The organism is Rhizobacter sp. LjRoot28 (assembly GCF_964253025.1).
Lineage (GTDB): Bacteria > Pseudomonadota > Gammaproteobacteria > Burkholderiales > Burkholderiaceae_C > Rhizobacter.
The window spans coordinates 2,951,825-2,974,537 of the sequence record NZ_CAXUQC020000001.1; the positions used below are offsets into that span (position 1 = coordinate 2,951,825).

20 protein-coding genes and 1 tRNA gene are annotated in these 22,713 nt (G+C 68.5%); 12 read left to right on the forward strand and 9 right to left on the reverse strand.

The genetic code is table 11. The features are described from left to right. Positions 1-18 precede the first annotated feature (18 nt). Positions 19-672: a c-type cytochrome gene (locus ACSQ2F_RS13495; RefSeq protein WP_436023594.1), complete on the reverse strand. Its 654-nt coding sequence runs from the start codon at positions 670-672 to the stop codon at positions 19-21. A 98-nt stretch (positions 673-770) separates the two neighbouring features. Here ACSQ2F_RS13495 and ACSQ2F_RS13500 point away from each other — a divergent pair, with 98 nt between their 5' ends. Both ACSQ2F_RS13500 and ACSQ2F_RS13505 read left to right on the forward strand, forming a co-directional pair. Continuing rightward, entirely contained in the window at positions 771-1,613 is an 843-nt protein-coding gene (locus ACSQ2F_RS13500) for an AAA family ATPase (protein WP_436023596.1), read from the forward strand. Next, complete coding sequence (locus ACSQ2F_RS13505; protein WP_436023598.1) at positions 1,610-2,200, forward strand: GNAT family N-acetyltransferase; 591 nt, start codon at positions 1,610-1,612, stop codon at positions 2,198-2,200. Before ACSQ2F_RS13500 ends, ACSQ2F_RS13505 begins: the two co-directional genes overlap by 4 nt. Here the strand turns inward: ACSQ2F_RS13505 and ACSQ2F_RS13510 are convergent. Further along, on the reverse strand, positions 2,172-4,235 hold the full coding sequence (locus ACSQ2F_RS13510) for a sensor domain-containing diguanylate cyclase (RefSeq protein WP_436023600.1): 2,064 nt from the start codon (positions 4,233-4,235) through the stop codon (positions 2,172-2,174). The two genes, ACSQ2F_RS13505 and ACSQ2F_RS13510, sit on opposite strands and share 29 nt — an antisense overlap. A 160-nt stretch (positions 4,236-4,395) precedes the next feature. Here ACSQ2F_RS13510 and ACSQ2F_RS13515 point away from each other — a divergent pair, with 160 nt between their 5' ends. From ACSQ2F_RS13515 to ACSQ2F_RS13525, 3 genes are all read left to right on the forward strand, one after another. Further along, positions 4,396-5,580: a vWA domain-containing protein gene (locus ACSQ2F_RS13515; protein ID WP_436023602.1), complete on the forward strand. Its 1,185-nt coding sequence runs from the start codon at positions 4,396-4,398 to the stop codon at positions 5,578-5,580. Next, on the forward strand, positions 5,577-7,481 hold the full coding sequence (locus ACSQ2F_RS13520) for an autotransporter assembly complex protein TamA (RefSeq protein ID WP_436023604.1): 1,905 nt from the start codon (positions 5,577-5,579) through the stop codon (positions 7,479-7,481). The genes ACSQ2F_RS13515 and ACSQ2F_RS13520 overlap by 4 nt, the downstream gene beginning before the upstream one ends. 121 nt (positions 7,482-7,602) lie before the next feature. Next, complete coding sequence (locus ACSQ2F_RS13525) at positions 7,603-11,736, forward strand: translocation/assembly module TamB domain-containing protein (protein ID WP_436023606.1); 4,134 nt, start codon at positions 7,603-7,605, stop codon at positions 11,734-11,736. A gap of 329 nt (positions 11,737-12,065) precedes the next feature. On the opposite strand, the gene ACSQ2F_RS13530 is transcribed toward ACSQ2F_RS13525, so the two are convergent. The 3 genes from ACSQ2F_RS13530 to ACSQ2F_RS13540 all read right to left on the reverse strand — a co-directional run bounded on the left by ACSQ2F_RS13530 (position 12,066) and on the right by ACSQ2F_RS13540 (position 13,017). Beyond that, positions 12,066-12,302: a hypothetical protein gene (locus ACSQ2F_RS13530; protein WP_436023608.1), complete on the reverse strand. Its 237-nt coding sequence runs from the start codon at positions 12,300-12,302 to the stop codon at positions 12,066-12,068. A 79-nt stretch (positions 12,303-12,381) separates the two neighbouring features. Beyond that, positions 12,382-12,570, reverse strand: a complete 189-nt coding sequence (locus ACSQ2F_RS13535) for a hypothetical protein (protein ID WP_436023610.1) — start codon at positions 12,568-12,570, stop codon at positions 12,382-12,384. A gap of 144 nt (positions 12,571-12,714) precedes the next feature. Then, positions 12,715-13,017: a hypothetical protein gene (locus ACSQ2F_RS13540; protein ID WP_436023612.1), complete on the reverse strand. Its 303-nt coding sequence runs from the start codon at positions 13,015-13,017 to the stop codon at positions 12,715-12,717. A 239-nt stretch (positions 13,018-13,256) separates the two neighbouring features. Between ACSQ2F_RS13540 and ACSQ2F_RS13545 the strand changes: the two genes are divergently transcribed. Further along, positions 13,257-13,331, forward strand: a tRNA-Arg gene (locus ACSQ2F_RS13545). Positions 13,332-13,445: 114 nt separating this feature from the next. Here ACSQ2F_RS13545 and ACSQ2F_RS13550 read toward each other — a convergent pair. After that, positions 13,446-13,655 carry a hypothetical protein gene (locus ACSQ2F_RS13550; RefSeq protein ID WP_436023614.1) on the reverse strand — a complete coding sequence of 70 codons (210 nt, stop codon included), beginning with the start codon at positions 13,653-13,655 and terminating at the stop codon, positions 13,446-13,448. Positions 13,656-13,718: 63 nt separating this feature from the next. Further along, entirely contained in the window at positions 13,719-14,195 is a 477-nt protein-coding gene (locus tag ACSQ2F_RS13555) for a hypothetical protein (protein ID WP_436023616.1), read from the reverse strand. A gap of 355 nt (positions 14,196-14,550) precedes the next feature. Here ACSQ2F_RS13555 and ACSQ2F_RS13560 point away from each other — a divergent pair, with 355 nt between their 5' ends. The 5 genes from ACSQ2F_RS13560 to ACSQ2F_RS13580 all read left to right on the forward strand — a co-directional run bounded on the left by ACSQ2F_RS13560 (position 14,551) and on the right by ACSQ2F_RS13580 (position 19,578). Continuing rightward, entirely contained in the window at positions 14,551-16,050 is a 1,500-nt protein-coding gene (locus tag ACSQ2F_RS13560; protein WP_436023618.1) for a S41 family peptidase, read from the forward strand. Between the two features lie 75 nt (positions 16,051-16,125). Beyond that, positions 16,126-16,884 carry a HesA/MoeB/ThiF family protein gene (locus ACSQ2F_RS13565; RefSeq protein WP_436023620.1) on the forward strand — a complete coding sequence of 253 codons (759 nt, stop codon included), beginning with the start codon at positions 16,126-16,128 and terminating at the stop codon, positions 16,882-16,884. 45 nt (positions 16,885-16,929) lie between these two features. Next, the gene (locus ACSQ2F_RS13570; RefSeq protein WP_436023622.1) at positions 16,930-17,826 is read left to right on the forward strand and encodes a TIGR00730 family Rossman fold protein; all 897 of its coding nucleotides are present in this window, start codon (positions 16,930-16,932) and stop codon (positions 17,824-17,826) included. 14 nt (positions 17,827-17,840) lie between these two features. Beyond that, entirely contained in the window at positions 17,841-18,758 is a 918-nt protein-coding gene (gene rocF / locus ACSQ2F_RS13575) for an arginase (protein ID WP_436023624.1), read from the forward strand. 49 nt (positions 18,759-18,807) lie between these two features. Next, the gene (locus ACSQ2F_RS13580) at positions 18,808-19,578 is read left to right on the forward strand and encodes an SDR family NAD(P)-dependent oxidoreductase (protein WP_436023626.1); all 771 of its coding nucleotides are present in this window, start codon (positions 18,808-18,810) and stop codon (positions 19,576-19,578) included. A 31-nt stretch (positions 19,579-19,609) separates the two neighbouring features. Here ACSQ2F_RS13580 and ACSQ2F_RS13585 read toward each other — a convergent pair whose 3' ends face one another. Both ACSQ2F_RS13585 and ACSQ2F_RS13590 read right to left on the reverse strand, forming a co-directional pair. Then, entirely contained in the window at positions 19,610-20,404 is a 795-nt protein-coding gene (locus tag ACSQ2F_RS13585; RefSeq protein ID WP_436023628.1) for a MipA/OmpV family protein, read from the reverse strand. A 70-nt stretch (positions 20,405-20,474) separates the two neighbouring features. Then, positions 20,475-20,999, reverse strand: coding sequence for a thermonuclease family protein (locus ACSQ2F_RS13590; protein ID WP_436023630.1), 525 nt, complete (start codon positions 20,997-20,999; stop codon positions 20,475-20,477). 177 nt (positions 21,000-21,176) lie between these two features. Here ACSQ2F_RS13590 and ACSQ2F_RS13595 point away from each other — a divergent pair, with 177 nt between their 5' ends. After that, on the forward strand, positions 21,177-22,673 hold the full coding sequence (locus tag ACSQ2F_RS13595; RefSeq protein WP_436023632.1) for a PAS domain-containing sensor histidine kinase: 1,497 nt from the start codon (positions 21,177-21,179) through the stop codon (positions 22,671-22,673). Positions 22,674-22,713 lie beyond the last annotated feature (40 nt).

Consider the following 22,713-nt stretch of genomic DNA (forward strand, 5'->3'; position numbering starts at 1 on the left):
ACCAGCGCCCCTTGCGCATCAGCGGAAGCGGGGCTGTGGCTGGACGGTCAGGTCGGACTTCAGGGAGCCGATGTACTTGGCCATCTGCTTCAGTTCGTCATGCGTGAAGTTCTGCACCTGGGCCGTCATCGTCGGGTTGGCGCGACCGATGTGCGGGTTGTTGGCCGTCTGGTACGCCTTCAGTGCGACATAGAGGTAGTCGGGGTGCTGGCCGGCGAGCTTCGGGTAGTCGCCGATCGGCGTGTTGTAGTTGGCACCGTGGCAGGACACGCAGTTGCCCTTGTCGAGCAGCGCCTTGACCTGGGCGGACGGGGCGGCGACCTCGGCCTGGGCGGCAGCGACGCTCTGCTTCTCGTAGAAGGCCGACAGGTCGGCGATGTCCTGCTCGGTGAGCGAGGCGGAGATGGCCTTCATCGTCGGGTGCCGACGCTCGCCCTTCTGGTAGGCCACCAGGGCGGCCGTGATGTACTTGGCGCTCTGGCCGCCGATCATGGGCACTTTGTGCACTTCGGGGAAGCTCGACTGGTAGCCCGGAATGCCATGGCAGCCGATGCACATGGCCGCCTTCTTCTCGCCGGCGGTGGTGCTCGCGGCCTGCTGAGCCTGGGCCGAGGCCATGCCAGCCAGTGCGGCGATCACCACGGGAATGAATTTGGAGAACGACTGTTTCATGGTTCGGCTGGGCGAGTCTTCGGACAGCCGGCGATTATAGGGGCCCTTATACTGACCCGACACCCTGCTCAGACTCCACCCTCAACCGACACGCACGTATGAAGTTCCAAGGCTCCGAAAACTACGTCGCCACCGATGACCTGATGCTCGCCGTCAATGCCGCGGCCACGCTGAAGCGCCCGCTGCTCGTCAAGGGCGAGCCGGGCACCGGCAAGACGATGCTGGCCGAGGAAGTGGCGCAAGCCATGGGCCTGCCCCTGCTGCAGTGGCACATCAAGTCGACGACCAAGGCCCAGCAGGGCCTGTACGAATACGACGCCGTGAGCCGCCTCCGAGACAGCCAGCTCGGGGACGAACGCGTGAAGGACATCCACAACTACATTGTGAAGGGCGTGCTCTGGCAGGCCTTTGCGGCCGATCAACCCGTGGCGCTGTTGATCGACGAGATCGACAAGGCGGACATCGAATTCCCGAACGACCTGCTGCGCGAGATCGACCGCATGGAGTTCTACTGCTATGAAACGCGCGAACTCATCCGCGCGAAGCACCGGCCGCTCGTGTTCATCACCTCGAACAACGAGAAGGAACTGCCGGACGCCTTCCTGCGCCGCTGCTTCTTCCACTACATCAAGTTTCCCGACGCCGACACGATGAAGTCCATCGTCGACGTGCACTTCCCCGGCCTCAAGCAGGAGCTCCTCACCGCCGCCCTGCGCCGCTTCTACGACGTGCGCAACCTGCCGGGCCTCAAGAAGAAGCCCTCCACTTCGGAGCTCATCGACTGGCTGAAGCTGCTCGTGGCCGAGGACATCCCGCTCGACGTGCTGCAGTCCAAGGACGAGAAGGTCACGGTTCCCCCGCTGGTCGGCGCGCTGCTCAAGAACGAGCAGGACGTCTCGCTGTTCGAGAAGCTGGTCTTCATGCAGAAGCACAACCGGTGAACTGGCTGGCACCCGTCACCCTGGAGGGCACGAACGCCACCCTGGCCCCGCTGTCGTCCGCGCACGTGCCGGGGCTGGCCTCGGCGATGCAGGACGGGGAGCTGTGGAAGCTCTGGTACACCTCCGTCCCCGCGCCCGAGGTGTTGGCCCAGGCGGTGCAGGACCTGCTCGCCCAGCGTGACGCGGGCCGTGTGCTGCCCTTTGCCGTGCTTGACGCGGCCGGTGTGCCCGTGGGCATGACACGCCTCATGAACCTCGATCCGGTGCACAAGCGGCTCGAGATCGGCGGCACCTGGTACGCACGACGGGTGCAGCGCAGCGCCCTCAACACCGAGTGCAAGCTCATGCTGCTGCGGCATGCCTTCGAGCAGCACCAGTGCATCGCGGTTGAATTTCGCACGCACCGGTTGAACGCGGCAAGCCGGCGCGCCATCGAACGGCTGGGCGCGCAACTCGACGGCATCCTTCGGGCCCATCAGCGCACCGCCGACGGCAACCTGCGCGACACCGCGGTCTACAGCATCACCGCGGCCGAGTGGCCCACGGTGCGCACGCACCTCACGTGGCAGTTGCAGAGACCGCGCTGAGACCGGGCGCGACGCCTGCCAGCACCACGCGGTTGCGGCCGGCGGCCTTTGCCGCATAGAGCGCGGCATCTGCCTCGGCAATGAAGGTCTCGACCGACTGGCCCGGCTGCGTCACCTTCGCCACCACGCCAAGGCTGACCGTGATGGGCGTGCGCTGCCCGCCATGCTCGAACACCAGGGCCTCGATGGCCAGCCGGACGCGCTCGGCCAGTTCCACGGCCTGCTCTGCCGCGGTGCCAGGCAGCACGAGGGCGAACTCCTCGCCGCCGAAGCGGGCGACCAGGTCGGTCGCGCGGCCCACGGTGCGGCGCAGCGCCGCGGCCACGAGACGCAGGCACTCGTCGCCCGCGACGTGACCCAGGGTGTCGTTCACTTGCTTGAAGTGGTCGATGTCGACCATGACGAGCGCGAGCGGTGTGTGCGTGCGGTGCGAGCGTTCGACTTCCTTGGCCAGCACATCGTCGAAGTAGCGGCGATTGTGGGCACCCGTGAGCGAATCCGTGGTGCTGAGCCGGCCGAGCTCGACATTGGCCTTTTCCAGATCGGCCAGGGTGCGCTCGAGCTGCAAGGTGCGGTCGCGCACGCGTTGCTCCAGCGTCTCGTTGGCGCGGGCCTGCAAGGCGATGGCGTGCTCCTGCGCCTGGATCTTCTCCTCGCGTTCGAGGCGGACGCGCTCGGTGAGGTCGAGCGCCTCCCGCTGGGCCGCCTCGCGCGACTCGCGGTCGCGGCGGATCCGGTCGGCGAGCGCCAGCGACAGCAGCACGATCTCGACGACGAATCCCACATGCTGCGCATTGATGGTGATCCAGTTGCCCTCGATCGCACCGACGAGCGTGAGCACGGTCATGACCGTGCCCACGGCGATGGCGAACCAGGCCAGCGCAAAGTAGCGGGCGTCCCGGTTCCCCTGGTAGACGAGCACGATCGACGAATAGATGGCGAGCAAGGTACCCACCAGCACCATCACCACCATCACGGCCGACAGCAACAGGGACGAGAAGAAGGCAGCGCCCACCAGGGCCGTCGCCCAGAACGCGACCAGCACGTTGTTGATGATGCGCAGGTGACGCATCCCGTGGCGCAGGTCGAGGAACAGGCGGAAGAACACGCACGCGGCGAGGAAGCTCGATGTAGCCGTCACCTCGTAGGCGTGCTGGAGCCACCAGTCACTGTGCCCCCACAGGTAGAGGGCGCCGTATCCGGTGACGCTGAGTTCGTAGAACAGCACCGACAGCAGGTACACGCTGTAGATGGCGTACATCGGCGCCCGGGCGAACACGGCGAGCGCCGCGTTGTAGAGGAACATCACGCCCAGCATGCCGAAGAGCACGCCCATGAGCACGGCCATGTCGAACCGGTGCTGCTGGAAGTCCTTGGCTTGCCAGACCACCAGCGGTACGTAGAGTGCGGCGTCGGAAGCGACCCGCATCACGTACTCCCGCGTCTCGCCCGATGGCAGGTCGAGCGCGAAGACGAAGGCCGGGTCTTTCAGCGGCTTGGACGCATCGGTGACGCCCGAGGCCGCCCGGTGGACGGCATCCCACGCGCCGGTGGCCGGGTCGCGCGAATGGAGGTCGACTTGCTCCAGCAGGGGCGATTCGATGCCGAGCCACCAGACCTTCCCTGGGGCGGCATCGTTGCGCACCGAGAACCGGACCCAGACGGGTCTGATCTGGCGCGAGACATTGATCTTGCGTCCGCGGTACGCCTTCCAGCGGCCGGCGTTCTCGGGCGCCACCACCTGCTCGGCCGTCAGCGACTCGTCGGGGCCCTCGAAGAGCAGTTCCACGCCCTGCTCGATGCGAACGGGCTCGGTGCCGCCGGCCAGCACCGCCGAAGGCAGGCCGACGGCCAGGCAAGGCGACGCCGGCAGCACCAGTGCTGCGAGCAGCAGCAGCCAGAGCAGGGCGAACCCTGACGGGCGTGTCTGGCGGGATGCGAGGGACATGATGAGGCGAACCTCGGAGGTGGGGAGCGTGACGACGGGTGACGGCCAGGGATTGCCCGCCGTGACCGTGATGTCACTGCAGGCCATTCTGCCGTCCGCGGTTGCCGGCCGGGCCGGAAAAAACGGCAGCTTTCCAGGCCTTTTCCGCTTTATTCCGGCACGCCGCACCTGCCGGCTCCGGGAGTGGCGCCTTCGAGAGACACCCGGGCATGGTCTGGTACCCGCGGATGCATGAGAATCACGGACTATGCTGATCAACTTCTTCTTCACCCTGCGCGCGGCCAAGCTCAAGGTCTCGGTCAAGGAGTACCTGATGCTCCTCGAGGCCGTGAAGTCCGGGGTGATCGACGACGAGGGCGGCCCCACCGTCGACCGGTTCTACTACCTGGCACGCACCTCGCTCGTCAAGGACGAGGCCCAGTTCGACAAGTTCGACCGTGCCTTCGCCGCCTACTTCAAGGGCGTCGAGTTGCTGGCCGACTTCACCCGCGACATTCCCCTCGACTGGCTGAAGAAGAAGTTCGAGCTCGAACTCTCCCCCGAGGAACGGGCCCTGATCGAGAAGATGGGCTGGGACGAGCTGATGGAGACCCTCAAGAAGCGCTTCGAGGAACAGAAGGAGCGCCACGAGGGTGGCAACAAGATGATCGGTACCGGCGGCACCTCGCCCTTCGGCGCCTACGGCTACAACCCTCAGGGCATCCGGATCGGCCAGGACAAGAGCCGCAACAAGAGCGCGGTGAAGGTCTGGGACCAGCGCCAGTTCAAGGACTACGACGACAACCTCGAACTCGGCACGCGCAACATCAAGGTGGCCCTGCGCCGGTTGCGGCGCTTTGCGCGCGAGGGCGCGGCCGACGAACTCGACCTCGACGACACGATCCGCTCCACCGCCGCGAATGCCGGCTACCTCGACATCAAGATGGTGCCCGAGCGGCACAACAAGGTGAAGGTCCTGCTTCTGATGGACGTCGGCGGCACGATGGACGAGCACATCCACCGCGTCGAGGAGGTGTTCAGCGCGGCCAAGGCGGAGTTCAAGCACCTCGAGTTCTATTACTTCCACAACTGCGTCTACGACTACATGTGGAAGAACAACCGGCGCCGCTACAGCGAGAAGTTTCCCACCTGGGACATCCTGCGCAAGTACAACAAGGACTACAAGCTCATCTTCGTCGGCGACGCCACGATGAGCCCGTACGAGATCCTCCAGCCGGGTGGCAGCGTGGAGTACAACAACGAGGAAGCCGGAGCCGAATGGCTGCAGCGGCTGACCAACGCGTTTCCCAAGTACGCCTGGATCAACCCCGAGCCGCAGGGCGTGTGGGGCTACCGCCAGAGCATTTCGGTCATCCAGCAGCTGATGAACAACCGCATGTTCCCGCTCACGCTGCAGGGGCTGGAAGGGGCCATGCGGCTGTTGAGCAAATGAGCGTGCGACAGGACGTCGCCCGTCGGCTGGGCGGCGCTTCGCTGTGCCTGGCGCTCGGTGCCTGCGGCGCGCTGCCGACCCAGGACCCCAACGCCGACGGCGGCGCCACCGTGTCGGGTTCGGCGGCGCCTCGCCCTGCCCCGGCCCCAGGCGCCGCGTCCGCGCCCGCAGGCGGCGACGCCGATGCCACCTACCGGCTGGAAGTCCAGGCGCCCGGCGAGCTGCGCACCTTGCTGCTCACCTACCTCGACCTCTCCCGATTCCAGGGTGAGACCCAGGCCGAGTCCATCACGCAAAGCGAGCTCACCCGCCTGGCCAACGCCTCCCCCGCGCACGCCCGCTCCCTCCTCGAGACCGAAGGCTACTTCGCCGCGGAAGTGAATGTCGTGCGGGACACGGGTGACGACGGCATCCCGATCGTCCGGCTCACGGTCGAGCCCGGCCCGCGCAGCCGGGTCACTTCGCTGGCCATCGCGGCGCAGGGAGACCTCAAGCGCCAGGCCGACGCCGGCAACCGCGACGCGCAGTCCCTGTTGCGCGAGCTTACCGAGAACTGGGCGCTGCCGCCGGGCGAGCCGTTTCGCCAGGCCGCCTGGAATGCCGCCAAGAACGGCACGCTCGCTGCGCTGCGGGCGGGCGGCTATCCCACCGCGACCTGGGGCAACACCGAGGCGCGTGTCGATGCCCGCGCCCACACGGTGGCGCTGTCCGGCGAGATCGACAGCGGCCCGCAGTTCATCCTCGGCCAGCTGCAGGTCGAAGGCCTCGAACGCTACGACGAAAGCGTGATCCGCAACGTGGCCGATCTGCCGCCGGGCACGCCGTACACCGAGAAGCGCTTGCTCGACTTCCAGGAACGCCTGCTGAAGTTGGGCCTTTTCGAGACCGTCACCGTCGACATCGAGCCCGACCCGGCACAGGCCTCCTCGACGCCGCTGCGCGTGCGGGTGCGCGAGCAGAGCCTGCAGCAGGCCACCACCGGCTTCGGCTACAGCGACACCACGCGTTTCCGCGTCACGCTGGAGCACCGTCACCGGCGCCCGTTCGGCTGGAACGGGCAGGTCTACAACAAGCTCGAGCTCGGTGGCACGCGCCGCGCCTGGGAGGGCGAGCTGATCGCCAACCCCGACGAGGACGGCTATCGCAAGCTCCTCGCCACCAGCCTGTCGCGCGAGGAAGCCGCGAGTGAAATATCCCTTGCCAACCGCGTGCGCATCGGGCGTTCCCTCGACACCGAGCGCATCGAACGCCTCGTCTTCGCGGAGTGGCTCCTGAGCGAGCTGCGCCGGGCCAACGGCGTGGAAGAAGCCACCCGGGCGCTGTCGGCCAACTACCACTGGGTGTGGCGCCGGCTCGACAGCGTCATCCTGCCCACCAAAGGCCTGTCGTCCTCGCTCCAGGCGGGCGTCGGCTACGCGCGTTCGAACTATGCGAGCCAGGGCATGTTCACCCGGCTGTACGCGCGCAACACGCTTTACTGGCCGCTCGGCGGCAGCTGGTTCACCCAGGTGAGGGTGGAAGCCGGCCAGGTGTTCGCCGCCGACCGGGTCGGCATCCCGGACCCATTGCTCTTTCGTGCGGGCGGCGACGAATCGGTGCGCGGATATGCCTATCGCACCCTCGGGCCCACGCGTGATGGCGTGCTGGCCAGCGGCCGGGTCCTCTTCACCGGCAGCGCCGAGATCGCCCGCCCGTTCACCCCGCGCCTGCCGAGTCTGTGGTGGGCCGCCTTCGTCGATGCCGGCAATGCAGCCGACACCTGGCAGGAGCTCGATCCGGTGCTCGGCTACGGCGTCGGCCTGCGCTACCGCAGCCCGGTGGGCCCTCTGCGCCTGGACCTCGCCTACGGGCAGGAAATCCGCAAGGCGCGCTTGCACCTGAGCGTGGGCATCGCGTTCTGACGTCCCGGCTGCCATGACCGACGCGAACTCCGAACCCCAGGCGTCGCCGCCCCCGCCCGCCGAAACACCGCCTCCGGCACGTCGCCGACGGCGGGCCGGGCTGTGGATGGGTCTGGCGGCCATGGTCCTCGTCCTGGTGATGGTCGGGTCGGCGCTGTTCGGCGTGTTCTGGGCCGTGGGCGACGCACGCGGCACCGCCTGGTTGCTCGCGCGGCTGGCGCGGGCTGGTGTCGGGGTGCAAGTTGTCGACCCGACCGGTCCGCTCATCGGGGACTTCAGTGCGCGCCAGGTCGTGGTCAAGGCCGGCAACACCACGGTCACCATCGACGAGCCCGCCTGGAAAGGCCTGACGGTCGCCTACACGCCCTACCCCGCCACCTGGGCGCGGCTGAAGGCCAGGGCGCTGCATGCGCGGCGGGTGACGGTCGAGGTGCGCTCGAGCGGCGACAACAAACCGATGACGCTGCCGGGCAGCCTGCAGTTGCCTGTCGAGATCGACGTCGACCTCGTGACGGCCGATGAAGTGATCGTCCCGGGCCTGGCCGGCTACCCGCTTCGCGAGGCGTCGGTGGACGTGCACATGGGCATGGACGGGGGCCGCGTGCACCGATTCGGCAACGTGAGCGTCCGCGCCGAACCGCTGCTCATCACCGGAGAGGGACGCATCGGCACCGTCGGGGACAAGGCGCTCGCGGTGAGCCTCGACGCGGTGCAGGCCCCCCCTTCACCCGCCTCGGCCGGCCAGCCACTGCCGACATGGGCCCGCGCGCTCCGCGAGGACTGGCAAGGCCGGCTGCGCGCGAAGGGGCCACTGGCCGCCTTCGACACCACGCTCGAAGTCAAGGGCAAGGGCCAGACCCTCGACGCATCGGCAACCGTCGAGCCCACCGCGCCGTGGCCGCTGCCCCGTCTCGACCTGAAGACCCAGGCGTTCGACGTCTCGGCGCTCGTGGCACGCGCGCCCATCACCGCCCTCACCGGCCGGGTCGAGATCGCGCCGGTCGACAGTGCCAAGGGCGCGGCCGGCGGGCTTCATGTCGAGGGCAGCCTCGTCAACACCCGGCCCGGCAGTCTTGCCGAAGGACACCTGCCGGTGCGGAGCCTGAAGGCCGACTTCTCCGGACAGGCCAGCGCGACCGGGCCGCTCGACATCAAGGCGTTCGAGGCCTTGCTCTCCGACGGGCGGCGCGACGCCGGCGTCCTGCGGGCCACCGGCCATTGGGATGAGTCCCGTTTTTCGCTCAAGGCGGAACTGGCCCAGGTGCGGCCGTCTGCGCTGGACCCGGCACTGCCGGCCATGACCCTGAGCGGCCCCATCACCGCGGCCGGCACCTGGCCCGAGGGACCGGACGGACAACGCGGCCGCGTTCCCGTCTTCACCGCGCAGGCAGACCTGGACGGGCGGCTCGCCGACTTCGACCGCGACGTGCAAGTCAACCTGGATGCCTCGGGCGACGGCACGCGCGTGGAACTCAGATCACTGGAGGCCCGCTCGGGCGACGCCCGGGCCGCCATGGCGGGGACCGCCGAACGCAGCCCCAACGCCTGGCGAGTGCGCACGCAGGCCAGCCTGGTCGACTTCGATCCCAGGCCCTGGTTTCCGGGCGCCCCCAACTCGGCCTGGCAGGCTGGTCCGCACCGACTCAACCTGAAGGCGGATGCCGACCTGACCTTGCCCGACCTGGCGGCAGGAGCCCGCAAGCCGACCCCGCTGGCGCGGGCAGCCAGCCTGCGCGGCACCACCCGGGTCGACATCACGCCCAGCATCCTGGCGGGGGTGCCGACGTCGGGCAGCGTGTCGCTGGCGCATGCGGCCGCCGCTGACCCGGTGACCGTGGAGGTCGCCCTCAACATGGACGGCAACCGCGTCCAGGCGGAAGGCCGCTTGAGCCCCGACGTCGACGGCGCGCGTGACGAATGGACGGCTCAACTGGACCTGCCGGTTCTCGCCCGCCTCGCTCCCGTGCTGCAGTTGGTGCCGGGGGCCAGCCGGACCGGCCTGCTGGAGGCGCTGAACGGCAGCCTCACGGGCAACACCGCCGTGCGCGGGCGTTGGCCGGACATGCGCTCCACCGGTGAAGCCCGTTCCGCAGCGTTGCGCGCGGGCCCGCTGAACGTGAGCCGTGCGGACCTGCGCTGGACCTTCGGCACGCAGATCGACGCCCCGCTCGATGTGGTGGTCGGCGTCGAGCAGGCGAGTTGGGGCACGCAGCAGGTCAATGCCACCCAGATCCAGCTCAAGGGCACGCCGGGCAACCACGATTTCCAGTTGCGCAGCGAACTGCGCGCCGTCCCGCCCGCCTGGGCCGAGGGACTGAGCCACCGCGTGCCACCGCCGGCCGGCGCGCCCACCCGCACCCTGGTTTCGGTCAACGCCCATGGCAGCCTGAGCGGCGGACCGCTCACACCCGAGGGCGACGCGCCGCCCCTCTGGCGTGGCACCTTGCAGCAGCTGGACCTGCGCAGCAGCCAGGCCGGCGCAACCCCGTGGGTGCGCACCGGCAACGTCGCGCTGGAAGTCGAAGGCGGCCCGTCGCCCCGCTTCGTCATGTCCGCCGGCCGGGCAGACATCTTCACCGCCGGCTTGCGCTGGGACCGCATCGAGTGGCATCCCGAGCAGGGACTCCGCACCCAGCAGCTCGACATGCAGGCCGAACTCGAGCCGCTGGCGGTTGCTCCGCTGCTGTCCCGGGCCCAGCCCGAGTTCGGCTGGGGGGGAGACCTGCGCATCGGCGGCAAGGTCCTCGTGAAGCAGGCGGGCGACTTCAGCGCCGACATCGTGCTCGAGCGGGTCAGCGGCGACCTGACAGTGACCGACGACGGCGGCACGCAGGCGCTCGGGCTCAGTGACCTTGTCCTTTCGCTCAACGTGCAAGACGGCGTGTGGACCTTCACCCAGGGCCTCGCAGGCAAGCGCCTGGGGGTTGCGGCTGGCGCCTTCGTGGCACGCACCTCGCCGCAGCGCGCCTGGCCTGATGCCGATGCGCCCTTGCAAGGCGTCTTCGAGGCGCAGGTCGAGGACCTGGGCACCTGGGGCGCGTGGGTCCCGACGGGCTGGCGGCTCGGCGGACGCATGCGGACCACGGCCGGCCTCGGGGGCCGCTTCGGTGCGCCCGAGTACACCGGGCAGATGATCGGCAGCGGCATCTCGGTGCGCAACGTGCTCGAGGGCGTCAACGTGACGGGCGGGGAAGTCGACATCACCCTGCGCGGCGACACCGCCCGCATCAACAAGCTCACCGCCCGCGGAGGCTCCGGTGCCATCAACCTGATGGGCGACGCAAGCTTCGGCGAGTCCCCGGAAGCGCGGCTCCAGCTGAAAGCCGAGGCGTTCCAGCTGTTGGCCCGGGTGGACCGCCGCATCGTCGTCTCCGGGCAGGGCGAGGTGGCGCTGGACCGTGAGAACGTGCGCGTCGAAGGCCGCTTCGGCGTCGATGAGGGCCTGATCGACTTCACCCGCTCCGATGCACCCGCGCTCGGGGGCGACGTGGTGGTGGTCAACCGCAGCGACGATGAACCGGAGGCGGTGCCGGTCCCCCAACGCCATCGCAACGTGTCGATCAACCTGGCCATCAACCTGGGCGAGCGCCTGCGCCTGAAGGGCCGCGGCATCGACACCGGCTTGCAGGGCGAACTGCGCATCAGCACCCCGAACGGATTCCCGTCCTTCAACGGCAGCATCCGCGCCGTCGGGGGCACCTACGCGGCCTATCAGCAGAAGCTGAGCATCGATCGCGGGGTGATCAGCTTCAACGGCCCGGTGAACGACCCGCGGCTCGACATCGAGGCCACCCGGCCCAACCTGGATGTGCGGGTCGGCGTCACCATCACGGGCTCGGCGTTGAGTCCGCGCATTCGCCTCTTCTCGGACCCTGACATGTCGGACATCGACAAGCTGTCGTGGCTGATGCTCGGTCGCGCGAGCGATGGCCTCGGCAGCTCGGACACCGCCCTGCTGCAACGGGCCGCAATGGCGCTGCTCGCCGGCGACAGCCCGGGCGTCACCGACCAGGTGTTGTCCACCTTCGGCCTCGACGATCTCTCGGTGCGCCAGACCGAGGGCGACACGCGGGACACGGTCGTCTCACTGGGCAAGCAGCTGTCACGCCGCTGGTACGTGGGTTACGAGCGGGGGCTGAACGCCACCCAGGGCACATGGCAACTGATCTACCGCATCGCCCGACGCTTCACGCTGCGGGCCCAGTCGGGCCTCGACAACTCGCTCGATGTGATCTGGACCTGGCGCTGGGACTGAAGGGACGGCGGAACGGGCCAGGTGATTCGCCTGGTGCACCGCATCAGCACCCCGCGAAGCGGCTCTGCGATGTCCCGGTCAACGGCAAGCGGACGCCATAAAAGCAAATGGCAGATGGATGTCGGTCGCCGCGTTGGCCCCCACGTTTGTCGATAGGACACGGGAGACTGGCGATCACAACGACTGCTGCTCCGCCGCAGGGTGCGTGGACAGCAGGATGGGAACGACGGACACCAACGATGCGGATGCCCGGGGCCGGTCACCGCCGCGGCCTCGTGTCGGCGTTCACGATTGACAGCGGGCGGCCAGGGGCCTGAGCGGATCGGAGTTCAGCCGCGCTCGGCGACGAACGGGTGCTCGATCTGGAACTCGCCGGCCGTGTCCTTCACGATGCGCACGATGACGGGCAGCATGTCGTCCGGACCGACCCAGGTCGAGCCACCCCGGGCGCGCTCCTGCTGTTCAGGGGGAATGGCGACGAAGTGGGTTCCGTCGCGGTAGTCAGGGTCGGCCTGGAGGCGCCGATTCAACTCGGCGATGTACTCGTCGTTGGTCAGGGTCTTCATCGGATGTCCTTGGACGAAGGCACCGCGAAGGGTTGCCTGAGCGGCCTCTCAGCCGGCGCCCGGCGAACCCCTTGGCAGCTCAGCTCAGCTCGAGCGGCATCTGGTGCTCTTCCTCATGGGGAAGGATGGACGCCAGCGCGCGTTCGGTGGCAGCCAGTTCGTCGGCGATGCGGTCGATGCGCGGCCGGTTCCATGCCGGGGCCGAGTAGGCCTCTTCGAGTTCGTAACGCAGTTGACGGTACTTGCCGTTCAGCTCGTTGAATCCCATGAATCGCTCCTTTTGGGTCTCTGCTGCGGTGCAGTATGGGCCACGTGAAAACCCTAGGGTGTAGGACAACAGGCGTCTTGAGGGAGCGAAATGCGCGCAAATGTTTCGTTGCCATCCGGTTGACGACATGGTGCGCCATGTCGCTCAGCGCATCAGCATTCCCATGGCACCCCAAGCCCAGCCGACGCCCAACGGCAGCAGCAGCACGATCGCCGCCCAGACGAACGCGTAGCGGGCCCAGCGCGCGCGCCGGTAGCGCAACCGGCGTCCAGGACCGAGCAGGCCGTCGGAGGTGGCGAACGAAAGGTGCCCGCGCAGTTCCGTGCTGGCACGGGGCGTCTGTACTGGAGAACGAGGTGCCGTTTCCCGCGGTGAAGGCGGAATCACCCGGCCGCCGACGGCGGACCAGCCACGGGACGGCATGCTCACTGCCAAATCGTCTGTCATGTGAAAGCTCCCCTATCGATGCACCCGTTTCGAGGCCGGGCCTGCCGAAGTGTGAACGGACGTGTCCTGGCGCACGGTAGGCAAGCGGCGTTCCCGCGTGTCGGCGCCGTCCGACAACGCGCGTCGGAATCCGCCGCGCTGCCCGGAGTAGGGGCGGAAAAACGGCCCGGGTGGACGCTTGCGCGGTTCGCAGGACGTGAGGGTCCGCTCGCGGTCGGCTTAGAATGCGCCGCCCGGCCCTCGCCGTAGTTCAATGGATAGAACGGCCGCCTCCTAAGCGGCAGATACAGGTTCGATTCCTGTCGGCGGGACCATTCGCAGCGGTGGTCTCATCGCCATGGTCGTGCGCGGCGGGCAGCCTTGCGCTTCGACGCCGGCACCGTGCAAACCGATGGTTTTGCGGCAGGTTCACGGCCCGCCCCCGACGCTCAGGTCGGGCGACCAGCGCGGGGAAGTTCGTCAGCGTAGTCCTCGGCTGCCTGCTCCGGGTCCATGTCGCCCCATTGGGCGAACTGGCTGGAAGCGATGACGCTGGTTTCGAACTCCGACAGTCGCGGTTCGATGTCGCGCAGCGCAACGCGGAAACGACGTACCCATTGGGACTCGAGACAGGCTGGCAACCGCCACCTCACACGCATGCTGGACCTCCTTGCACACGCCCGCAGGCAATTGGCGCTCCCGCGCCCCGCCAACGGCGTGTCTCAAGACGTGCGTTGGTCCAGTGAGCGCGCCTCGGCGCCGAGCAGGCGGCCAATGGCGGCCTCTCCGCGGACGTCTGCTGCAGTGCGTGGCTCGCTCGCGGGCGGGCGGGCTGGCGCCTGCTCGAGCGCGGCGAGTTCCTCGTCGACGGCAGCGGACACGGACACGGCGTTGTCGTAGGCCGCCTCGACCGACACCTCGCCCACTGCCGAGGCCAACACGGCCTTGAGCAACCAGGCAAGGCCGAGGAACAGCCCGATGCCGATCACCGCGAACGCGGTGAGAAGAACGCCATGGACCCACGGGTCGGTGGCGAACGAGAAGCCGATGGCCGATGCCAAACCGGAGGCTCCGACGGCCGGCCGCGCGCCGGCGCCGAGGAAGTCGCCAATGGCCAAGGCATAGCAGATGAGGAACACGACGGCGAACAGGTACTGCAAGACACCCATCGATTCCAGACTGTGGTGAAGCTCGCTCATGAGGGCACCCGAACGTTGTGACGCGGCTCCATACTGCCATTGCCGTGCGACAACGTGCGTGACAAAACCCCCGGGATTCCCCCGGTTATGAAGGGACCCTCCCCCGACTTCCGGGGGACCGTTCCAACATCACGCATTTGGCCGTCGAGCAGGCGCACCGCTTGCCAAGCGCGCTGGTATCGGTCATCAATTCGGCGGTCTTCCTGAGCGGCGATGCAGGCGCCGCGCCGCACTGCCGACATGTGAAACCCGCGTGAACTTCCGTGCCCGAAGCCCCTCAAAGCGAGGGTCTCGCGTCATATACTGAATTGAAGTCTTTTCGTTTGCCGGTCGTCCGGCCAGGAGCAGGTCATCTATGGGTTCGAAATTGAAGGTCGCCGGCTGGGTCACGCTCGGGGCTGTGGCCGGTGCGCTGACGACGATGCAGCTCCAGGCGACGGCCCGCAACACGGCGTCGCAGTTCCCCCTCGAGGAAATCCAGCAGCTGTCGAATGTCTTCGAGCTTGTGAAGAGCACCTATGTCGTCCCGGTGGACGAGAAGAAGCTCATCACTGACGCCATCGGCGGCATGGTGGCCGGGCTCGACCCGCACAGCCAGTACATCGAGCAGAAGAGCGTCAAGGAATTCTCGGAAGGCATCACCGGTCGCTTCGTCGGCGTGGGCATCGAGATCGGCATGGAAGACGGCCTCGTGAAGGTCATCACCCCGATCGAAGGCTCGCCCGCGTTCAAGGCCGGCATCAAGAGCGGCGACCTGATCACCAAGGTGGACGACACGCAGGTCAAGGGCCTGACGGTCGAGCAGGCCGTGAAGAAGATGCGCGGCGAACCGAATACGAAGGTCGTCCTGACGATCTTCCGCAAGTCGGAGTCCCGCAGCTTCACCGTGCCGATCGTGCGGGCCGAGATCCAGGCCCAGAGCGTTCGCGCCAAGGTGGTCGAGCCGGGCTACGCCTGGGTGCAGGTGCGCCAGTTCCAGGACAAGACCGTCGAGGACTTCGTCCGCAAGGTCGACGAGGTCTACAAGCAGGACCCCAACCTCAAGGGCCTGGTGCTCGACCTGCGCAACGACCCGGGCGGCTCGGTCGTGGCCTCCGTGGCCATTGCCTCGGCGTTCCTGCCGCCTGACGTGGTGGTGGTATCGACCAAGGGGCAGCTGGCCTCGTCGAAGTCCGTGCTGAAGGCCACGCCCAAGGACTACCTGTACTACGAGGGCCGCGGGCTGCTGCGCGCCTTGCCGCCCGATCCGCTGCGTCGCCTGCCGGCCGGCATCAAGACGGTGCCGATGGTCGTGCTCGTCAACGAAGGCTCGGCCTCGGCGAGCGAGATCGTCGCAGGCGCCTTGCAGGACCACAAGCGCGCCGTCGTCATGGGCGCGCAGACCTTCGGCAAGGGCTCGGTCCAGACGCTCATCTGCCTCGGCCCGGAACCGCAGCGCATCGACCGCTGCCCATCGGCCGCTATCAAGATCACGACCGCGCGCTACTACACGCCGGCCGACCGCTCCATCCAGGCCAAGGGCATCGTCCCCGACATCATGCTCGACGAGACCGCCGAAGGCCCGCTGTACTCGGCCCTGCGCACCCGCGAAGCGGACCTCGACAAGCACCTGCAGAGCGGCCAAGGCGAGGAAGAGAAGGACCTGGCGCGCGAGAAGGCGCGCGAGGAAGCCCGCAAGCGCTACGAAGAGGAAGCCGCCAAGGCGGGCAAGTCGCCGCTGAAGCAGCCGCCCGAACTCGGCAGCCCGGAAGACTTCCCGCTGATGCAGGCGCTCAACCAGCTGAAGAACAAGCCGGTGCAGGTCTCCAAGACCGCCACCGAGCGCAAGCCGGAGGACGCGACCACCTCGCAGTGAGTCGCCGAGACCGCAGGAACGACGCCCGCCTCCGTGCGGGCGTTTTTCTTGGCGGACGGCGGGTATCCTCTGCCCATGAACGACGACCAGCTGCTGCGCTACTCGCGGCACATCCTCCTCGACGACGTGGGCATCGAAGGCCAGCAGCGGCTGCTCGACGCACATGCCCTCGTGATCGGTGCCGGGGGCCTTGGTTCGCCCGTCGCGCTGTACCTGGGCACTGCCGGCGTCGGGCGCATCACCCTGGTCGACCACGACACGGTGGACGTGACCAACCTGCAGCGCCAGATCGCCCATGATCTCTCGCAGGTCGGCCGGCCCAAGGTAGCCTCGGCCGCGCGGTCGATCGCGGCCATCAATCCGGACGTCCGGGTGGTGGCCCTGGCCGAGCGCGCCGACGCGCGACGGCTCGCCGAGCTCGTGGCCGACGCCGACGTCGTGCTCGACTGCTGCGACAACTTCGCGACGCGTCAGGCCGTCAACGCCGCCTGTGTCGACCATCGCAAGCCACTCGTGTCAGGTGCCGCGATCGGGTTTGACGGCCAGGTCTCGGTGTTCGACAGCCGGCGGCCGGAGATGCCCTGCTACGCCTGCCTGTTCCCTCCCGACCGCCCCGCCGAGGAGGCACGCTGCGCCACCATGGGCGTCTGGGCGCCGCTCGTCGGCATCATCGGCAGCCTGCAGGCCGCCGAAGCGCTCAAGCTGCTGGCCGGTGTCGGCACCTCGCTTGCCGGAAGACTGCAGATGCTCGATGCGCGGCACATGGCCTGGAACGAGATTCGCATCGCCCGCGACCCTGCCTGCCCCACTTGCGGCGCTCACGCCGCCCACTGACACCAGACCCCTCTCCGGCGTGATCGCCGCGTTAAGCTGCACACCATGAACAAAAGAGCCGAACTGACTGCCCGCAATTTCCCGTCTGCCCAGCAGGAAGCCGAGACCGTCGCACCACCCTCTCGCTACGACGGGCCGGAAAGCTCCTACCGGCTTGCCTTCACCGACACCGACTTCCTGCTGCGCGACGAACTGCGCCCGGTGCGCATGCAGCTCGAACTGCTCAAACCGGAACTCGTGCAATCGGAGCTCGGCATCGAGTCCACGATCGTGATCTTCGGCAGCGCCCGCATCGTTTCCCGCGAGGTCGCCGAACGCCTGGTGGCCGACGCCACCTCGGCGGGCAACGAGACGGCGCTTGCACTGGCCCGGCGGCACCTCAGGATGTCGCCGCACTACGAGGAAGCGCGTCGGTTTGCCCAGATCGTCACCACCCGGTCCCGGTCGATGGCTTCGCCCGTGTATGTCGTCACCGGTGGCGGCCCGGGCATCATGGAGGCCGGCAACCGCGGCGCCCATGAGACGGGCGGCAAGAGCATCGGCCTGAACATCGTGCTGCCCCACGAGCAGGAGCCCAATCCGTACATCACGCCCGAACTGTGCTTCCAGTTCCACTACTTCGGGCTGCGCAAGATGCACTTCCTGATGCGCTCCATCGGGCTGGTGTGCTTCCCCGGGGGATTCGGCACCCTCGACGAGATGTTCGAAGTCCTCACGCTCATGCAGACCGGCAAGTGCCGTCGGCGGCCCATCCTGCTCGTCGGGCGCGAGTTCTGGTCCAAGCTCATCAACTTCGACTGGCTCGTGGAGACCGGCATGATCAGCGAAGTGGACCTGCAGTTGTTCCGCTATGTCGAGACCGCCGAGGAGGCCTGGGCCGTGCTCGAGGCCGAGTACGGGTTCGACCACCGGGACACCGAACCGGGTTCGATCGACGTTTGAACGGAGGCCCCGTCATGGACACCGGCATCAGCATCATTGGCGCGCCGACCGACGTCGGCGCAGGCACTCGCGGATCCAGCATGGGCCCGGAGGCGCTGCGCGTGGCCGACATCGGCCCGGTGCTGAGCCGCCTCGGCTTCGACGTGGTCGATCGAGGCAACCTCAGCGGCCCGCCCAACCCGGGCCTGGCACCGGTCGACGGCTACCGCCACCTGCCCGAGGTCCTCGCCTGGAACCTCGCCGTGCACGAAGCCGTCTACGCCGAGCTGCAACTCGGGCGCCGCCCCTTGCTGCTCGGCGGGGACCATTGCCTGGGCATCGGCTCGATCAGTGCCGTGGCGCGGCATTGCCGGGAGAAGCGCCGCAAACTGCGCATCCTCTGGCTCGACGCCCACGCGGACTTCAACACCCAGGCCCTGACGCCGAGCGGCAACCTCCACGGCATGCCGGTCGCCTGCCTGTGCGGGCATGGCCCGAAGGAGTTGATCGAGATCGGCGGGCACGTGCCGGCCATCAGCCCGAAGTGGGTGCGGCAGATCGGCATCCGCAGCGTCGACAAGGGCGAGAAGCAGTTCGTCCACGAGATGGACCTCGAGGTCTTCGACATGCGCTACATCGACGAGATGGGCATGCGGCACGCGATGGAGATCGCGCTGGCGACCATCGACGCCAACACGCACCTTCACGTGAGCTTCGACGTCGACTTTCTCGACGCGGACGTCGCCCCGGGCGTCGGTACCACGGTGCGCGGTGGCCCCACCTATCGCGAAGCCCAGCTGTGCATGGAGATGATCGCCGATACCGGGCGCATGGCCTCGCTCGACGTCATGGAACTGAACCCGGCCCTCGACGTGCGCAATCGCACGGCCGAAGTTGCCGTGGACCTGATCGAAAGCCTGTTCGGCAAGAGCACCCTGATGCGCCGCCGCTGAGCCGCAGGCCCGTCGCCGCCCCCGTCAACCCTTTCGCCCGCCCTTGCCCATGACCCCTGTCCGCCAAGTCGCCGTCATCACCGGTTCCTCGTCCGGCATCGGCGCAGCCACCGCCCGTCTCTACGCCAGCAAGGGCTGGAACGTGCTCGTGAACTACTCGCGCAACCCGGTACCGGCCGAAGCCGTGGCCGCCGAATGCCGCGCGCTCGGGGCAGACGTGCGCGTCGTGCAGGCGGACATCGCCTCCGACGCCGATTGCCGTCGGCTGGCCGCCGAGGCCGAGGCGGCCTGGGGCCGTGTCGACGTGCTGGTGAACAATGCCGGCACCACGAAGTTCGTTCCGCTGCGCGACCTGGACGCGTTGACCGCCGAAGACTTCCACGCCATCTACGACGTCAATGTGGTGGGCAGCTTCCACATGACGCGCGCGCTCGTGCCGCTGATGCAGCGCACGCCGGGCGGCGGCATCGTCAACATCTCGTCCGTCGCCTCGATGATGGGGCGGGGCTCGTCCTTGCCGTACATGGCATCCAAGGGTGCGCTGAACGCCATGACGATCGCACTGGCCCGCGCGCTCGGCCCCTCCCTGCGGGTCAACGCCATCGCCCCCGGCTTCGTCGAGACGCCGTGGCTCAAGGCCGGGTTGGGCGACGACAAATACGAGGCCGGGGCCCAGGCGTATCGCCGAGGCGCGGTGCTCGAGGCCGTCATCCAGCCCGAAGACGTGGCGGATGCGGCCTGGTGGCTGGGCGCAGGCGCCGCGAAGACCACCGGCGAGGTGATCCTGCTCGACGCGGGGCTTCGACTCGGGCGCCTCTGATGGCCATGGGCGCCCGCCCCCGCTGAGACGCTCAGAAGCTGCGCGACACGCCGAGCACCCCGCCGATCGGCCGGCGTTCACGCACCAGCGGGCTGTCCCCCGCATCGCCCTCCCACGACGTGACGGACAGCGCACCGAAAGCACTCCACTCGGCATTGATGGCCCATCCGAGGGAGACCGAGGCACGCAGCTCGGTCAGGCCACCTTCCGGGCTGTACGCGGGCCGGTCGGCCGTGGCCCGATCGGCCGGCACGCCGAAGTAGTCCTGGACGATGTTCGCGTTGCCGAAACCCGCGGAAACACCCACGCCCGCGCGCCAGTTCGGCGAGAGCATCCAGCCATACTGTGCGCCCACATCGAGCTTGAGGCCGTCGTGGTCGCGGCCGGCACCGTAGCGCACAGAGGTCGTCAGCGACAGCTCGCGGCTCAGGTTCCAGTTGAAGAAGCCGCCCAGCTCGGGCGACGCATCGATGTCGTCGAGGCCGGCCAGCACCGGAGAACGACGCGACTTGCGACCGAAGTCCCCCGTCAGGCGCACGCCGTACTGGAATTCCGGCGACGCCGAGGGGAAGACATAGCCGATCCCGTTGCCCACGCCCGCGAACCAGCCGTTCGACCAGCGGTAGTTGACCCAGGGCAGCACGCGCAGGCGCTCTTCATCCGCACCGGGATAGGCGCGCCCGGCAATGGCCGCGAGGCCCACCTGCCCGCCCGAGGCGGTTCCGGGGCCCAGCCGCACGGCGTCGAACGCCTGGGCGGAGGCAGCGGTAGGCAACGCAAGGAACGCAGCGGCGGCAGCGGCCGAGACAAGGAGAGGACGAATCATCGATGGCTTTCAGTGAAGGGCGGCAGGCCGCGCGGGGTGAGGGACAGGTGAAAAGGGGGGCGGCGGCAGATCAACGAAGGGTAGCCCTGCGAGCGGGCGGCCGAGGGCATGGGCCATGGCGGCGACGAAAGTCTCGCGGTGTCTCGACGGTCGACGCAGCGGCGGCGAACACCCCGCGGCGGTGGCGGCGAGCGCTCCGTTCTTCGCGTTCATACGGTCCGCCCTCGCGCCCGCGCCCGGCGCTCCAGGCATGGCCTTCGCGCACCAGCCATGCGCCGATGTCGTGCCCGTCGAGGTGAAGCCGGCCCAGCGTGCGACCGTAGTCGTCGCGGCCCACGGACTCAACCTCCACCTGACGACGCAACAGCCGTGCGGTCAACGCGGCCGTGGCCTCGCTCCCGCCCGCCTGGCACCGCTCGGGTGCGTCCAGGCCGACCAGCCGGACCGCCACCGGACGCTGGCCGGGAGGTCGAACCCATACGGTGTCGCCGTCGGTCACGCGGCTGACGGTGCCATTGAGGGTCGCGGCCACGCCCGGGCCGGCGAGGCAGCCCGCCAGCAAGACGACTCGGAACAAGACTTGAAACCACGGCATGGCCGGCATTCTCGGGCAGATCCGATGACAGTGCAGTGTTCGCCCCAGCCGGCACTCGGTAGTGGCCCTCAGGCAGCTCGATGGGGATAGGGGGATACTGGCCCACCGGCGGGCCACGGCAGCGATGGCCGCGTCCTGCTCGGGCCACCAGCGCGCTGCGGCGCAATCGAGATCACGATGGACGGCATCCCCGGCGGAGACGGACAGGACAGCGCGCACTTCATGCGGCACCTCGTCGACCACGTGCCGGCCATGCTCGCCTACTGGGACCGCGACCTGCGGTGCCGTTTTGCCAACCGGGCCTACCTTGCCTGGTTCGGCGCCGACCCCGACAACATGCTCGGGCGACACATCGCCGATTTGCTCGGGCCGGATCTTTTCGCACTCAATGAACCCCACATGCGGGCCGCCCTCGCCGGCACGCCGCAGGAGTTCGAACGCGCCATCCCGGGGCCGGATGGCGTGATCCGCCAGAGCCTGGCGATGTACCTCCCCGACGTGGTCGACGGCGACGTCATGGGCTTCATCGCGTTCGTCACCGACATCACGGCGCTCAAGCGCAAGGAAGAGGCGCTGCGGCGAAGCGAGGCGGCCCTGCGCGAGGCCCAGCGGCTCGGGCAGATCGGGAGCTGGCAATGGGAACTGGCCACCGGCGTCGTCACCTGGTCCGAGGAGATGTACCACCTCTTCGGCCGCGATCCGTCTGATCCGCTGCCGCCGCCAGCCGATCGGGCCGCGCTGTACGCACCTGACAGCTGGCAGGCGATCCAGGTGGCGGTGGCCGACGCTCTGCGCACCGGCGATCCCTACCGGCTCGAAGTCCAGTACCGGCATGCGAGCGGCGAACTGCGCTGGATGGAGGCTCGCGGCGAGGTCATCCGTGACGCCTCCGGCGCCACCGTCCGCCTGCAGGGCACCGCGCTCGACGTCACGCCGCGCCGCACGAACGAGGCAGCCCGGGTGCAGCTGCAAGTCGCTGAAGCGGCCAGCCGCAACAAGTCGGACCTGATGTCCCGTGTGAGCCACGAGCTGCGCACGCCCTTGAACGGCATCCTCGGATTCGCCCAGCTGCTGCAGGCCCGGGCCGAAGTCGATCCCGTGCAGCGGTCATGGATCGAGGCCATCCTTGCCAGTGGTCGTCACATGCTGGCGCTCGTCAACGATGTGCTCGACATTTCGGCGGCCGAAGCCGGGCGCATCGAATTGCGTCGCGAGGCGCTGGACGTGGGCGCACTGCTCGGCGAAACCCTGCAACGTGCGCGTGCGGCAGCGGCGCCCGCAGCCATCACCGTCATCGGCCCGCCTGAACCCGTCCGGCCCGCCAGCGCCTGGGGCGACCCCACGCGCCTGCGCCAGGTGCTCGACAACCTGCTGTCCAATGCGGTGAAGTTCACGCCGCCCGGCGGTCATGTTCGACTGAGCGTGGGCGCGAAGGGCAAATCGCTCGTGCTGTCGGTGAGCGACACCGGCACGGGCATGGATGCGACGCAGCAGGCGCGGCTCTTCATGCCCTTCGACCGGCTCGGGGCCGAACGCACGCGCATCCCCGGAACGGGCCTCGGCCTGGCCGTCACCAAGATGCTGGTCGACCGGATGGACGGCACCATCACGGTCAGGAGCGAGCCAGGCCAGGGCACCACCTTCACCGTCACCCTGCCGGCCGGCGTGTCGTGACAGCGAGAGCGATGGGCGGCAGAGCGACCGGACCGCCTGT

Excerpts from the sequence above, each read along its gene's own strand:
- ACSQ2F_RS13495 (WP_436023594.1), bottom strand. The coding sequence starts at position 672 with ATGAAACAGTCGTTCTCCAAATTCATTCCCGTGGTGATCGCCGCACTG.
- ACSQ2F_RS13500 (WP_436023596.1), top strand. The coding sequence starts at position 771 with ATGAAGTTCCAAGGCTCCGAAAACTACGTCGCCACCGATGACCTGATG.
- ACSQ2F_RS13510 (WP_436023600.1), bottom strand. The coding sequence starts at position 4,235 with ATGGCCTGCAGTGACATCACGGTCACGGCGGGCAATCCCTGGCCGTCA.
- ACSQ2F_RS13515 (WP_436023602.1), top strand. The coding sequence starts at position 4,396 with ATGCTGATCAACTTCTTCTTCACCCTGCGCGCGGCCAAGCTCAAGGTC.
- ACSQ2F_RS13520 (WP_436023604.1), top strand. The coding sequence starts at position 5,577 with ATGAGCGTGCGACAGGACGTCGCCCGTCGGCTGGGCGGCGCTTCGCTG.
- ACSQ2F_RS13525 (WP_436023606.1), top strand. The coding sequence starts at position 7,603 with ATGGTCCTCGTCCTGGTGATGGTCGGGTCGGCGCTGTTCGGCGTGTTC.
- ACSQ2F_RS13530 (WP_436023608.1), bottom strand. The coding sequence starts at position 12,302 with ATGAAGACCCTGACCAACGACGAGTACATCGCCGAGTTGAATCGGCGC.
- ACSQ2F_RS13535 (WP_436023610.1), bottom strand. The coding sequence starts at position 12,570 with ATGGGATTCAACGAGCTGAACGGCAAGTACCGTCAACTGCGTTACGAA.
- ACSQ2F_RS13540 (WP_436023612.1), bottom strand. The coding sequence starts at position 13,017 with ATGACAGACGATTTGGCAGTGAGCATGCCGTCCCGTGGCTGGTCCGCC.
- ACSQ2F_RS13550 (WP_436023614.1), bottom strand. The coding sequence starts at position 13,655 with ATGCGTGTGAGGTGGCGGTTGCCAGCCTGTCTCGAGTCCCAATGGGTA.
- ACSQ2F_RS13555 (WP_436023616.1), bottom strand. The coding sequence starts at position 14,195 with ATGAGCGAGCTTCACCACAGTCTGGAATCGATGGGTGTCTTGCAGTAC.
- ACSQ2F_RS13560 (WP_436023618.1), top strand. The coding sequence starts at position 14,551 with ATGGGTTCGAAATTGAAGGTCGCCGGCTGGGTCACGCTCGGGGCTGTG.
- ACSQ2F_RS13565 (WP_436023620.1), top strand. The coding sequence starts at position 16,126 with ATGAACGACGACCAGCTGCTGCGCTACTCGCGGCACATCCTCCTCGAC.
- ACSQ2F_RS13570 (WP_436023622.1), top strand. The coding sequence starts at position 16,930 with ATGAACAAAAGAGCCGAACTGACTGCCCGCAATTTCCCGTCTGCCCAG.
- rocF (WP_436023624.1), top strand. The coding sequence starts at position 17,841 with ATGGACACCGGCATCAGCATCATTGGCGCGCCGACCGACGTCGGCGCA.
- ACSQ2F_RS13580 (WP_436023626.1), top strand. The coding sequence starts at position 18,808 with ATGACCCCTGTCCGCCAAGTCGCCGTCATCACCGGTTCCTCGTCCGGC.
- ACSQ2F_RS13585 (WP_436023628.1), bottom strand. The coding sequence starts at position 20,404 with ATGATTCGTCCTCTCCTTGTCTCGGCCGCTGCCGCCGCTGCGTTCCTT.
- ACSQ2F_RS13590 (WP_436023630.1), bottom strand. The coding sequence starts at position 20,999 with ATGCCGTGGTTTCAAGTCTTGTTCCGAGTCGTCTTGCTGGCGGGCTGC.
- ACSQ2F_RS13595 (WP_436023632.1), top strand. The coding sequence starts at position 21,177 with ATGGACGGCATCCCCGGCGGAGACGGACAGGACAGCGCGCACTTCATG.